We start from the raw sequence: 12,068 nt of genomic DNA on the forward strand, positions 1-12,068 counted from the left end.
AAGGCAGTGCGCAAAGACGCCGTAAAAACTTCCCGCGTGTGGCATCGATGTTCGCACACACGCGCGTGAGGTGAGCAGGATGTGATTTGACTCGTCGAATCTACCGGCGCGATTTCAGCGCACAAACAAAAACGCTCCCGCACCAGGTGCGGGAGCGTTTTTCAGGTTCGGATCGAACTACCGCAGATTACCGCAGAAGCGCTGGATGCGCTTGCAGGCATCCTCGAGATCGGAGGTCTTGGTGGCGTAGGAGATGCGGAACGCGGGTCCGAGCCCGAATGCCGATCCCTGCACCACGGCGACGCCTTCGCTCTCGAGCAATTCGGTGACGAATGCCTCGTCGTTGTCGATCAGCTTGCCCGACGGCGCCTTCTTGCCGATCGTGCCGGCGCAGGACGGATAGACGTAGAACGCGCCTTCCGGCCGCGGGCACTCGATGCCGCTCGCCTGGTTGAGCATCGACACCACGAGGTCGCGACGCTCCTTGAACACCTTGTTGTTCGCGGCGATGAAGTCCTGCGGACCGTTGAGCGCCTCGACCGACGCCCACTGCGCGATCGACGACGGGTTCGAGGTCGACTGCGACTGGATCGTCGCCATCGCCTTGATCAGCTGCGCCGGGCCGCCGGCATAGCCGATGCGCCAGCCGGTCATGCAGTAGGCCTTCGACACGCCGTTCACGGTCAGCGTGCGATCATACAGGCTCGGCTCGACCTGCGCCGCCGTGGTGAAGACGAAGTCGTCATAGACGAGGTGCTCGTACATGTCGTCGGTCATCACCCAGACATGCGGATGCTTGACCAGCACGTCGGTGATCGCCTTGAGCTCGCTCTTCGTATAGGCCGAGCCGGTCGGGTTCGAGGGCGAGCACAGGATCACCCACTTGGTCTTCGGCGTGATCGCCTTCTCGAGATCTTCCGGACGCAGCTTGAAGCCGGTCGAGGCCGGGCAAACCACCGGCACCGACTCGCCGCCGGCGAGCGCCACCATCTCGGGATAGCTGACCCAGTACGGCGCCGGGATGATCACCTCATCGCCCGGATTGATGGTCGCCATCAGCGCGTTGTAGAGCACCTGCTTGCCGCCGGTGCCGACGATGACCTGGTTCGGCTTGTAGGTCAGGCCGTTCTCGCGCGCGAACTTGTTGATGATGGCTTCCTTGAGCTCCGGAATGCCGCCGACATCGGTGTACTTGGTCTTGCCGGCCTCGATCGCGTGGATCGCCGCCAGCTTGATGTTGGCGGGCGTATCGAAGTCAGGCTCGCCGGCGCCGAGGCCGATGACGTTGCGGCCCGCGGCTTTCAGCGCGCGTGCTTTGTCCGTGACCGCGATCGTCGCGGACGGCTTCACACGGTCGAGCGCAGCGGACAGGAAGGCCATTATCATCTCCTGGCAAACGTCGTGAGCCGTTGGGCCACGACTTGATTTGAATGGGATCGCAGCACCCTAGGCCTGTCGCCGCTGCACCGCAAGAAGCTTGGCGGTAAAGCACGAAAACTTTCGCGCATGGCTCGCCGCGCGCGCAATTTTCCGCAAGTTCCGGCGCCGGATGACTCATATCCGGCAAGGCCGGTGACCATAGCTCCGGCCTTGCCGGCAGGGCCTTCGGCGGCATGCGCCAGCGCGGATTGCTCCGAGGACAATGCCGCGCGGCACCCGCCTGACAGCGCTAACGGCGGGCCGTCAACGCAGACCGGCGCGTCATGCCGCCAAGGATGCCGCGTTAAGGTTTGTGGGTTGCAGCGCGCCGGCCATGGTCGCGACCTTGGTATCAACCTTGCCATCGACCGGCACCGCGCAGAGCGTCGCGCAGGCGTGATCCGAGTTGTTCTGCCGTGTTGATGGAATCGTTCTGCACGCGTGCAGTGCGGTAGACGTTTCGACTTTTTCCACACTGCAGGGCTTGCGACGCACCCCCGTCGGCATCATTGTTTAGCGGCGTTGCGGTGTGACAGGCCGCGCAATTCGAGCGTACCGTCTCCCTGACCCGAGTGAACACCGACGCAATGTACAAGCTCTATTCGATGCAGCGCTCCGGCAACAGCTACAAGGTCCGGCTGGCGCTTGCCGTGCTGAACACGCCGTACGAGGCGATCGAGATCGACATCCTGCGCGGCGAGAGCCGCACCCCGGAATTCCTGGCCAAGAATCCGAGCGGCCAGGTGCCGCTGCTCGAGGTCGCCGAAGGCCGCCATCTCGCCGAGTCCAATGCCATCCTCTGGTACGTCGCGATCGGCACACCGCTGGCGCCGGAGTCGCGGATCGAGCGCGCCGAGGCGCTGCAGTGGATGTTCTTCGAGCAGCACGCGCTGGAGCCGAACATCGGCGCCGCCTATTTCTGGCTGTCGCTGGTCAAGGGCGGACGCGACCTGCAGACGCACGCGCTGGAGGACTGGATGGAGCGCGGCTATGCGGCGCTGCAGGTGATGGAAAATCACCTCAAGGAACACACCTATTTCGCCGCCGGACAGCTCACCGTCGCCGACATCGCGCTCTACGGCTACACCCACGTCGCCGACCGCTGCGACTTCGACCTGGCGACGTTTCCGTCGATCCGCGCCTGGCTGAAACGGGTCGAGCAGACCCCCGGGTTTGTCTCGATGGACTGGCAGCCCGGTACCGAGGCCGAGCCTGAGCCTCGCCTCGCGGCCGGCGTCTGAACGGCTGGGTGTGAATCCAGGGAATAACGGGGAAACCGCCCAAATAACGGGCAAAACCCGCGCCGCCGCCGCATTTTAGCCATTTTTGGACGGCGCCGCCGCCGCAATGTTGCCGGTGACAACCGGCAGATTCGCGCGGATGTCGCGAGTGATTCGCTCGCGGCCTGAGGGATTTAGACCATGAAACGGTGGTCCGGCACGGCAGGCTTCGATGGCCGCCCTGCCCCGGTGGCATCATCCCGGCTGACGAACGCGATCGCAGCGTCGCTCGCGCTTGGCGCGCTGACGCTGTGCCTGGTCGTTGCCGTGACCGTGCTGTCGAGCAACATCACCATGGCAACGGCGATCCCGGCGTAATCAAGCAATTTCCGGTTGGCACCTGATCCGCGGCAAGGCGCGGGAGAGACAGCGGCGCGACATGATGAAGACCCCCGTCGGACTTGTGACCGTGACGCTGTCGGCGGCGATCCTGCTGGCGGCATCGCTCCTGATCGTGACCGGCACGCAAGGCGAAGACCACGCGCGCCCCGCGCATGTCACGACGCCTGCCGCCAAGCCGGCCCCGCACCACTAGCGCCTTCTCGAACGCAAATGCGCTAGCCCCATTTGTGGAAGATGAGAAACGCGCCGGCCGCGATGAACGCAAATCCGAGCGCGTGATTCCAGCCCAGCGGCTCCTTCAGGTACAACACCGAGAAGGCGGCGAACACGACCAGCGTGATCACCTCCTGCATGGTCTTGAGCTGCGCCGCCGAGTAGACCGCGCTGCCCCAGCGATTGGCCGGCACCGCCAGCCAGTATTCGAAGAAGGCGATGCCCCAGCTCACCAGGATGACGATGGGGAGCGAATGATCCTTGAACTTGAGATGGCCGTACCAGGCGAAGGTCATGAAGACGTTCGAGGCGAACAGCATCAGGATCGGCAAAAGCGAAGGCGAAATGGCGGGCATCGATTGTCCTCTTGCAAGCAAAGCACGCGGTAACCCGCAGGCACGGAACCGGGTTCCGCGCCGATCTGCATATCATTTGATTTGAAAGCAGCGAAAGCTGGTTCGGCCCCCGCAACGCCCGCTTAACGGTCGTCACGGAAATGCCGGCGCCGTTGCGGCCCTGTCGTCAAACTGCGGCTCTATCGTTCGTTTGACAGACAGCGAGAACGCGCATGCGGTTCGACTGGCGTGCCATTTCAGGTCCGGCCCTGACGGCGATCACGGCATCCGCCGCCTTCCTGATCGATCGCCTCGTTGTCGCCGTCCCCAATCCCGCGCCGCTGTTCGTCTGCATCGTGGCGCTTGCGAGCTCGATCAGCGGCATCACCTCCGGCCTGATCTCCGCCGCGATCGCGGTGGCCGCCTCGGCGCTGTTCTTCCTCGATCATCGCGCGCTGCCCGGTTACGACACAGCCGACGTCGTGCGGATGCTGATGCTGGCGGCGACCGCGGCCGGCACCGCCGTGATCACCGGAATGCTGCGGCAGAAATGGATCGACGCCTTTGCCGCCGACCAGCAGCATCACGCGACCTCGGCGCGGCTCGCCGCTGCGCTCGATCAGGTCGACATCGGCATCGTGCTGCTCGACGCCGACACCCGCGCCGAGTTCATCAACCGCGCCTTCCGCGACTATTTCGCGCTGTCGGATGCGCAGGCCGAGAGCAAGCCGCCCTTCGTCGCACTGATGTATCACGGCCGCGACACCGGCGCCTATGAACTGCCGGAAGACGAGCTGAGCGCGTTCATCGCCGAGCGCATCGCAATGATGCGCGCCGGCGACTCCACGCCGATCAATCTCAACCTCGCCGACGGTCAGGTGCTGCGCTTCAGCTGCACCGCGCTGCCGGACGGCGGCCGCATGCTGAGCTACACGCCGGTCACCGACCTGGTGCGGCACACCGACGATCCCGCGAAGGCCGATGAGTATCGGGCGCAGCGCGCCGGGCGCGAGCGCCATCTGGCGCGACTGCTGCGCGCCGCCGAGTGAGGCGCGACCTCGTCCGCAATTGATCCTGCGAAACAGCGACGGTAGAATCTTGCGAGCGGTGCGGAGGCATCGCCCGCAACCGCAGGATCATCCAGGAATCTCCATGGCCGACGACGTCACCATCCGCTTCGTCACGCGCGACGACTACGCCCAGTGGCTTCCTCTGTGGGACGGCTACAATGCCTTCTATGAGCGATCCGGGCCGACCGCACTCGCGCCCGAGATCACCGCGATGACGTGGGAGCGTTTCTTCGATGCCTATGAGCCGGTGCACGCGCTGGTCGCCGACGCCGGCGGCAGATTGCTCGGGCTGACGCATTATCTGTTTCACCGCTCGACCACGGCGATCGCGCCGACCTGCTATTTGCAGGATCTGTTCACCAGCGAAGCCGCGCGCGGCAAAGGCGTTGGCCGCGCGTTGATCAACGGCGTCTACACGCAGGCCAGGCTCGTGGGTTCGCCGCGCGTCTACTGGCAGACGCATGAGACCAACCACACCGCGATGCAGCTTTATGACAAGGTCGCGGACAAGCCCGGCTTCGTCATCTATCGCAAGATTGTCTGAGCCCGCATCCGCGCCTGTGGATTGAACAGAGGTGTCACCGGCGCGTTACAAAGCCCGGCTAGGCTTCCGCTCGCGCAGATCAGGCCCCCCGTCTCAGATCTTCGCCGAGCGGTCCCCGTCAGTCGCCGCGTCTGACCGGGACCGCTTTTTTTGCGACATCTCATTTTGCGACATCGCCATTTTTGCGACTTTGCCATGCGCGATCGGCGGTAGGACGGCACCTTGCCGGGCCCTGGCGTGCTTGTCACAATGCGCAGCACCCCTAGCCTATCCCACAGGATTGTCTCATGGAAATTCGTAATCTCGGCGGCTCCGGGCTGCGCGTGTCCGCGGTCGGCCTCGGCTGCAACAATTTCGGCCAGCGCACCGACCTCGAAACCTCGCGCAAGGTGATCCACAAGGCGATCGATCTCGGCATCACGCTCTTCGACACCGCCGACATCTATGCCGGCATGGGCGGCTCGGAGACCGTGCTCGGCAGCGTGCTGGGCGACCGCCGTAAGGACATCGTGCTCGCCACCAAATTCTCCAAGCCGATGGCGACCGACGGCACCAAACAGGGCGCCTCGCGGCGCTACATCATGTCGGCGGTCGAAGCGAGCCTCACCCGCCTAAAGACCGACTACATCGATCTCTACCAGCAGCACGACTACGATCCGCTCACCCCGATCGACGAGACGCTGCGCGCGCTCGACGATCTCGTGCGCCAGGGCAAGGTGCGCTACATCGGCAACTCCAACTTCCCGGCCTGGCGGATCGCCGAAGCCGAGTACGTCGCGCGCCAGATGAACGTGAACCGCTTCGTGTCCTGCCAGGACGAATACAGCCTCCTGGTGCGCGACATCGAAAAGGACCTGCTGCCGGCGGCGCAGCAATACAATCTCGGCCTGCTGCCGTTCTTCCCGCTCGCCAGCGGCCTGTTGACCGGCAAGTACCAGCGCGGCGCCGCTGCACCCGCCGATACCCGCTTCGCCAAGGCGCCGGCCCTGAAGGATCGCTACGTCACGCCGCGCAACGAGAACATCGTCGAGAAGCTAGAGGCGTTTGCCAGGCAGCGCGGCCACACCCTGCTCGAGCTCGCCTTCTCCTGGCTCGCCGCCCGCCCGCAAGTCGCAAGCGTCATCGCCGGCGCCACCCGCCCCGAGCAGATCGAGCAGAACGTCAAGGCGATCAGCTGGAAGCTGAGCGTGGAGGAGATGACGGAGATCGATGGGATCACGAAGGGGTAGACACTGCGGTCGTGTAACCACAGCGTCGTCCCGGCGCAGGCCGGGACCCATAACCACTAATGCGCGTGGTTATGGCGTGCTGTGGCTCCACCGTTTTCCAGCAATCGAGTTCGGTGGTAACGGGTCCCGGCCTTCGCCGGGACGACGTTGTGGTTGGAGCTAGCGCTTACACCACCAGCCCCTTCATCGGCTTTACCGGGGCGCTGTCCGGAAACACGGCATCAGCCAGCACGCGTTCGCCGAGGCCGAACTGGTCGTGCAGCACGCCCTTGATCACGGCGCGCAGGTCGGTGGTCGGGGCGAGGTCGCGGGCCTGGTACAGATTGGCGGGCTTGAGGCCCGGCCAGTCGGTGATCATGCGGCCGCCATTCACCGCGCCGCCGGCGAGCAGTGCGATGGTGCCGGTGCCGTGGTCGGTGCCCTCGGTGCCGTTGATGCGCGCGGTGCGGCCGAACTCGGTCGCGACCACGATCACGGTGTCGCGCCAGCGCGCGCCGAGGCCGCTCTGGAATTCCGCCAGCGCGCCGTCGAGGCCGCCGAGCAGCTGCGCGAGGCGGCCGACCGGCCCGCCTTCATTGGCATGGGTATCCCAGCCGTCGAAGGCGAGCGCGCCGATCCGCGGGCCGTCATCGGCCGCCATCAATTTCGCGGCGCCGCGCGCCACGAGGCGCATCGCCGCCACGCCGCCCGCCCCGGGCTTCGGCTTCATTTCGTCGCCCTGCGCCTGCTTCTCGAGCTGCAAGCCTTGCGTCAGCGCACTCGCCAGCGCCGGATCGCGGTGCTGATAGAGATCGAGCAGCCGCATCGCGGTGTCGTCAGCGGCTTGCGGCAGAGCGGTCGGGGCCCAGCCGACGGTCGGCGCCGCGCCGCGCAGCACCAGCGGCGTGGTCGGGCCGACCGCGAGCGCGCTTGTCACCCGCTCGCCTTTCGGCAGCGCCTCCAGCGCGCGGTTGAGCCAGCCGGACTGCACGCGGCCCGGACCGGGGAAGCCGCTCTCCAGCACATCCTGGCCGTCGAAATGCGACCGATCGCGATAGGAGGTCGCCACTGCATGAACCACCGCAGCCTGCTTGGCGCGATACATCCGCGAAAATTCCGGCATCGCCGGATGTAGGCCGAAGAACGGATCGAGCATCACCGCCGCGTTCGGGCCATCGGGGCGCAGCGCGATCGCGCCATGCAGGCCGGCATAAATCAGGGTCGCCAACCGGGGCGACCGTGGCAAGGCCGTCGAGCGCGCCGCGCAGGATGATGGTGACGAAGCGCGGATCGCGGCCATCGGCGGCGCGCGCGAACTTCGGCAAATACGCCCAGGCCGCAAGCGAGGCGCCGCCGAGCAGCAGCGCGCGCCGCGACGTCGCCTGCAGCATCAGGCTCTCGGAGCATTCCATCGTCATCTCCTCTGGAACTCGGGCGACATCAACAGCAGCGCCAACGCCTGCTGCCGCGATTCCGCACGCTCGATGGTGCGCCGTGTCTCGGGCGAGGCTGCATCGGCGGCAATGAGCTCGAGCAGGTCGCGCGGGTCGAACCGGTCGGCGAGCTGGGAAGCGACTTGCGCCGAAATGTCGAGCCTGAGCTTGACGCCTTCAGGTGCCGCCCAGGCCGCGGCGGTGTCCGGAAATCCGTTCGGCCCGGCCGGCGACCACAAGGGCTGGCCGAGCACATTGAGGCCGTTGAGATAGCGGCCCGGATCTTCGGGATTGCGCGCCAGCAGGCGGCCGGATGCGACCAGGAATTCGTAAGGCGAACGCATCTTTGTCATTGGCGGCTGCCAGGCCTCGCTGGACTGAACCAGCGCGGTGGCCAGCGCCCTGAGATCGCCGTCTGTTTTCGTGAACGTATCCTGCAGCCTCGCCACCAGCGCCGGCGGCGGATCGTCGGCGACGAAGTGGCGCGCGAACTTGGTGGCGATGAATTTTGCGGTCGAGGGATGCCGCGCGATGTCCGACAGCACCGCCTCGCCCTGCGCAACGCCGGCCTGCGCGTAGGTCTTGCCGAGCACCTGCTGCGGTCCGGGCTGATGCGCATTGGCATTGAACACGAAGCTGCCGGGCGTGCCGAGTTGGCCACGGCGGCCGGCAAAGGTCCAGCCGGTGATGACGCGCGCCAGCGCCGTGACGTCGTCCTGGGTGTAGCCGCCGCCGACGCCGAGCGTATGCAGCTCCATGATCTCGCGCGCGAGGTTCTCGTTCAGGCCGCGATTGCGGTTGATGCCGGCGCGCGACTCCGGGCCGAGCGATTGCTGGTTGTCGAGAAAGAACAGCATCGCCGGATGCTGTTCGACGGCCTTCAGCATGTCGCCGAAGCGGCCGAGCACATGAGGACGGATCGCCTCGCGCTCGAACGAGCCGGCCCACATCCGCGCCAGCGCGCCCTTGTTGGCGGAGATGCAGAAGTGATTGGACCAGAACACCACGAGCCGCTCGACAAAGCCGCAATCGGCGACCACGCCGCGTTGCAGGCGCGCCAGCGCCTCGGCGCGGAACGTCTTCTGGATGATGTTGAGCGGTTGCGCCGGCGGCTTGGGGGGACCGGCCTGCGGCTGCATCGTCGGAGGCTGCATCGGAGCCGACGGCGTCATCGCCGCATTGGCGTTGTCAGGCGCCTGCATCGCCGAATCCTTCCCGGCGATCTCCTTCGCGGCGGAGGACAACGACAGGTTGCGCCGCGGCTGTGGCTTGGCGTCCGGTCCTTGCGGCGGAGTTTCGCTCGCGCCTTGCTGCGCGGCCTTCGCGGCGTTGCGCGCCTGCTGGATCTCGAACTGATAGTCGAACACCTGCTTGCCGAGTTCGGGTGTCGAGAGCAGGCCCGGCACTTCGAGCAGCGCGCCGTTCGGACGCGCCAGTTCCGCCAGCACGAAACCGCGAGGATCGGAGGCCGCGTTGATGAAGTCGCCGGCCGCCCCGCCGCGGGCGCCGAATCCAAACCGGTTGAGGGCAACCAGCGCGGCTTGCGAATCACGGGCCATCAAAATTTCCTCGACGAATTCCCGGGCGATTTCCTTGACGATTTCCTTGGCCGCCTATCCCGGCTATATCTGTCGCACGGCATCATAGCGCGGTCCGGGATGAACCCGAGATTAATTCGCGCATTAAATCGCGGTTAGAATGGACCTCTCGTCAAACGATCGTTCCCAACCAGGATCTCCGCGCCGGCTTGCCTGCACGGCATGCGGCAGCGAATTTTCCTGTTCGCTCACGGGCGCATGCTGGTGCTCCGATGAGCGTTTTCGCCTGCCGATGCCGAGCGACGGCGGCGACTGCCTGTGCCCCGCATGCTTGCGCAAGCTCGCGGAACAGCAAGCAGCGGTGAGCGCCACGTGAACGCACGCTGGACCGTCGACGCCGTCCTGCTCGACATGGACGGCACGCTGCTCGACACCGAGAAGGTCTATTTCGACAGCCTGGTCGCGGCGCTGAATGCATACGGCTACACCGACGACGCCGTTGCGCTGTGCCACTCCATGGTCGGGCTTCCCGGCCCGGCCTGCGAAGCGATGCTGCGCGATCACTACGGCGCGGCGTTTCCGCTGGAGGCAGTCAACCTCGCCTTCCTCGACCATCGCGATCGGATGATGCGGTCGGGCCTGCCGCTCAAATCAGGCACGCTCGATCTGCTCGACGCCATCGCCGCCGCGGAACGCCCGATGGCGATCGTCACCTCGTCGTCGCGCCGTTCGGCCGAACGCAACCTCACCCTCGCCGGCATCCGCGCGCGCTTCGACACGTTGCTGACGCTTGACGATGTCGCGCAGGGCAAGCCGGATCCGGAGCTCTATCTCAGGGCAGCCGCGCGGCTCGGCGTGACGCCGGCGTCCTGCATCGCCGTGGAGGATTCCAATCACGGCGTCGCTGCCGCCCACGCCGCCGGCGCGATCACGCTGATGGTGCCGGACATGGCGCCGCCGACCGATGAGACCCGTGCAAAATGCGCGGCCGTACTGCCGGACCTCAACGCGGTGCTGGCGTTGTTGCGCGAGCGCGGCGCGCTCTGATCGTCATTGCGAGCGTCAGCGACGCAATCCATCGTCCCGCATATGCCCGGACATGTTGTCCGCACGCTCGCGGAGTGTCCATTGGCTGATTGAGTTGCTACCGCCGCGCCAGATTGAGCCTTCAGCAAGGCCCCGGTGGCAGCGTGACCGGCGCTGCTATTTCGTGAATCTGGGCCTTGTGGATGTCGGCGGCGTTGGCGCCGCGGGCTGAAGATTGAACGTCAGCCAGACGTTCCAGCCTGCTGGCCGATTTTCATTGGCGAATTCGCCGTAGCCCTTCAGGTTCAGATATCCCTGCATGTCTCCGACCGGGAAAATGTAGCCGACCTGCGGGCCGACGCCCGCCACGCGCGACCGGAAGCAGCCGACACGATCGCCGGAGCCGCTGTCGCAACCGAGTTGCTGATAGAGGTAACCGACGAGGCCGACCTGCCACTGCTTGGTCAGGAATTGCGATGCGCCCCAGTCGAGGTGCATGTCGACGCCGCTTTGATATTGGGTGGAGGGGTTGACGAAGTTGTAGGTGAATCCCAGCACCGTCGAAAATTCATGCCCGGTCTTTGGATCGAAATAGGTGTAGCCGCCGCCCGCATCGATTGCCCAGTGCCCAAGCCCCAGATTCGCAAGGCGGCCCGACTGGTAGGCGCCGGCCGGGAGGTCGGCGGTAACGTACGTCATGTAATTGTTGACACCTGCATTCCAGCGTAGCGCGAACTGCGGGATCAGGTCGCCGAATGCAATGAGCGAGCTGTCGATGCTGTCAAACCGGGAGAAGGGGAACGTGGCGCCGCCCGGTCCCGTCAATGTCCCAACGAGCGATCCCGCCAGCGACGTGGAGTTGGAGCCGTAGGTCGCCAGCAAGCTGGCAGAGGCCTGACCGCCCAGCACGGGTGTCGCAAAAGTATAAGTCCCGGCCACAAGGCCAAGATTCACATTCGCATTGACGTTCGCGTTCACGGTGGCCGTCAGATTCGCGGGAAAGCGACCAAGCGTGATTTCGCGCGACCGCGCCACGTCGCCGCCGGCGGAAACAGAGGTGTGATAATAAACCGAGGTCACCGACCAGCCCGGCGCCTGCTGAGGAACAGCCGCGAGGCTGCCAAAAAATCCGGGTAACCAAAAGCTGATGCCGTTTTCGTCGGCGCGAGCCGCTTGGGTGGACAGCGCCAGCAGTGCGGCAAGCGCTCCAACACTCAAATGCCACTGCGAAAAAAATCTGCGTCCCAAACCCGGTCCAAGGTACCCCATCGCCGATCCCCCGACTCTCGCGATCCCACCGTCGCTCCGGCGGGGTAGAAGCTCGGAAAGAATAAGCCGACGCCGCCGTTGGTCCATGCGAAATCGGCATATTTGCGTTCAGCCGATCCTTTATTGAAAGGCTGTGTTCATGACGCCACAGCCTTGGCACTTTTTGCATAGTCGTTAGGGGCTCTCGACAAGGAAGAGGCGACCTGGCTCGATTGATCTAGATCAATACAAGAAGGATGCGGTGTTGAAAGCATCTTGTCTCGTTCGCAGATGCTGCGTCGTCGGTCTCGCACTTCAGATACTCGATCGTCTTTTGACTGACCAAAGCGTTAAATCCTCCCGAAGCAACCGGCGAGCTGGAAAGCTGCCGCGAGGTTCATGCTCCGGCGAC

At 65.2% G+C, this 12,068-nt stretch carries 11 protein-coding genes and 1 pseudogene; 7 read left to right on the top strand and 5 right to left on the bottom strand.

Annotated features, from left to right (window positions below; translation table 11 throughout):
• Positions 1 to 177 precede the first annotated feature (177 nt).
• The gene (locus ACVWYP_RS40375; RefSeq protein WP_028340563.1) at positions 178 to 1,380 is read right to left on the bottom strand and encodes a pyridoxal phosphate-dependent aminotransferase; all 1,203 of its coding nucleotides are present in this window, start codon (positions 1,378 to 1,380) and stop codon (positions 178 to 180) included.
• A gap of 626 nt (positions 1,381 to 2,006) precedes the next feature.
• Between ACVWYP_RS40375 and ACVWYP_RS40380 the strand changes: the two genes are divergently transcribed.
• From ACVWYP_RS40380 to ACVWYP_RS40390, 3 genes are all read left to right on the top strand, one after another.
• On the top strand, positions 2,007 to 2,660 hold the full coding sequence (locus ACVWYP_RS40380; RefSeq protein WP_028336064.1) for a glutathione S-transferase family protein: 654 nt from the start codon (positions 2,007 to 2,009) through the stop codon (positions 2,658 to 2,660).
• A 180-nt stretch (positions 2,661 to 2,840) separates the two neighbouring features.
• Complete coding sequence (locus tag ACVWYP_RS40385; RefSeq protein WP_168859259.1) at positions 2,841 to 3,017, top strand: hypothetical protein; 177 nt, start codon at positions 2,841 to 2,843, stop codon at positions 3,015 to 3,017.
• Between the two features lie 61 nt (positions 3,018 to 3,078).
• Positions 3,079 to 3,234, top strand: a complete 156-nt coding sequence (locus tag ACVWYP_RS40390; protein WP_162832398.1) for a hypothetical protein — start codon at positions 3,079 to 3,081, stop codon at positions 3,232 to 3,234.
• 22 nt (positions 3,235 to 3,256) lie between these two features.
• Here the strand turns inward: ACVWYP_RS40390 and ACVWYP_RS40395 are convergent, their stop codons facing one another.
• Positions 3,257 to 3,610, bottom strand: a complete 354-nt coding sequence (locus ACVWYP_RS40395; protein ID WP_028336063.1) for a DMT family protein — start codon at positions 3,608 to 3,610, stop codon at positions 3,257 to 3,259.
• Positions 3,611 to 3,822: 212 nt separating this feature from the next.
• On the opposite strand from ACVWYP_RS40395, the gene ACVWYP_RS40400 reads away from it, so the two are divergent.
• The 3 genes from ACVWYP_RS40400 to ACVWYP_RS40410 all read left to right on the top strand — a co-directional run bounded on the left by ACVWYP_RS40400 (position 3,823) and on the right by ACVWYP_RS40410 (position 6,432).
• Positions 3,823 to 4,638 carry a PAS domain-containing protein gene (locus tag ACVWYP_RS40400; protein ID WP_304497166.1) on the top strand — a complete coding sequence of 272 codons (816 nt, stop codon included), beginning with the start codon at positions 3,823 to 3,825 and terminating at the stop codon, positions 4,636 to 4,638.
• A 103-nt stretch (positions 4,639 to 4,741) separates the two neighbouring features.
• On the top strand, positions 4,742 to 5,203 hold the full coding sequence (locus ACVWYP_RS40405) for a GNAT family N-acetyltransferase (RefSeq protein ID WP_026193354.1): 462 nt from the start codon (positions 4,742 to 4,744) through the stop codon (positions 5,201 to 5,203).
• A 287-nt stretch (positions 5,204 to 5,490) separates the two neighbouring features.
• Positions 5,491 to 6,432 carry an aldo/keto reductase gene (locus ACVWYP_RS40410; protein WP_304497167.1) on the top strand — a complete coding sequence of 314 codons (942 nt, stop codon included), beginning with the start codon at positions 5,491 to 5,493 and terminating at the stop codon, positions 6,430 to 6,432.
• A gap of 166 nt (positions 6,433 to 6,598) precedes the next feature.
• Here ACVWYP_RS40410 and ACVWYP_RS40415 read toward each other — a convergent pair.
• Together ACVWYP_RS40415 and ACVWYP_RS40420 are read right to left on the bottom strand one after the other, a co-directional pair.
• Positions 6,599 to 7,829, bottom strand: a pseudogene (locus ACVWYP_RS40415) (DUF1501 domain-containing protein).
• Positions 7,826 to 9,403, bottom strand: a complete 1,578-nt coding sequence (locus tag ACVWYP_RS40420; protein WP_456684290.1) for a DUF1800 family protein — start codon at positions 9,401 to 9,403, stop codon at positions 7,826 to 7,828. Before ACVWYP_RS40420 ends, ACVWYP_RS40415 begins: the two are co-directional and overlap by 4 nt.
• Positions 9,404 to 9,754: 351 nt before the next feature.
• Here ACVWYP_RS40420 and ACVWYP_RS40425 point away from each other — a divergent pair, with 351 nt between their 5' ends.
• Positions 9,755 to 10,429: an HAD family hydrolase gene (locus ACVWYP_RS40425; RefSeq protein WP_304497170.1), complete on the top strand. Its 675-nt coding sequence runs from the start codon at positions 9,755 to 9,757 to the stop codon at positions 10,427 to 10,429.
• A 156-nt stretch (positions 10,430 to 10,585) separates the two neighbouring features.
• Here the strand turns inward: ACVWYP_RS40425 and ACVWYP_RS40430 are convergent, their stop codons facing one another.
• Positions 10,586 to 11,677 (bottom strand): SphA family protein, encoded by a 1,092-nt coding sequence (locus tag ACVWYP_RS40430; RefSeq protein ID WP_304497171.1) that lies wholly within the window; start codon positions 11,675 to 11,677, stop codon positions 10,586 to 10,588.
• Positions 11,678 to 12,068 lie beyond the last annotated feature (391 nt).

It is taken from the genome of Bradyrhizobium sp. USDA 3262, assembly GCF_054060035.1.

Bases quoted from the DNA above. Each gene is read 5' to 3' on its own strand.
- ACVWYP_RS40375 (WP_028340563.1), bottom strand. From the start codon at position 1,380: ATGGCCTTCCTGTCCGCTGCGCTCGACCGTGTGAAGCCGTCCGCGACG.
- ACVWYP_RS40380 (WP_028336064.1), top strand. From the start codon at position 2,007: ATGTACAAGCTCTATTCGATGCAGCGCTCCGGCAACAGCTACAAGGTC.
- ACVWYP_RS40385 (WP_168859259.1), top strand. From the start codon at position 2,841: ATGAAACGGTGGTCCGGCACGGCAGGCTTCGATGGCCGCCCTGCCCCG.
- ACVWYP_RS40390 (WP_162832398.1), top strand. From the start codon at position 3,079: ATGATGAAGACCCCCGTCGGACTTGTGACCGTGACGCTGTCGGCGGCG.
- ACVWYP_RS40395 (WP_028336063.1), bottom strand. From the start codon at position 3,610: ATGCCCGCCATTTCGCCTTCGCTTTTGCCGATCCTGATGCTGTTCGCC.
- ACVWYP_RS40400 (WP_304497166.1), top strand. From the start codon at position 3,823: ATGCGGTTCGACTGGCGTGCCATTTCAGGTCCGGCCCTGACGGCGATC.
- ACVWYP_RS40405 (WP_026193354.1), top strand. From the start codon at position 4,742: ATGGCCGACGACGTCACCATCCGCTTCGTCACGCGCGACGACTACGCC.
- ACVWYP_RS40410 (WP_304497167.1), top strand. From the start codon at position 5,491: ATGGAAATTCGTAATCTCGGCGGCTCCGGGCTGCGCGTGTCCGCGGTC.
- ACVWYP_RS40420 (WP_456684290.1), bottom strand. From the start codon at position 9,403: ATGGCCCGTGATTCGCAAGCCGCGCTGGTTGCCCTCAACCGGTTTGGA.
- ACVWYP_RS40430 (WP_304497171.1), bottom strand. From the start codon at position 11,677: ATGGGGTACCTTGGACCGGGTTTGGGACGCAGATTTTTTTCGCAGTGG.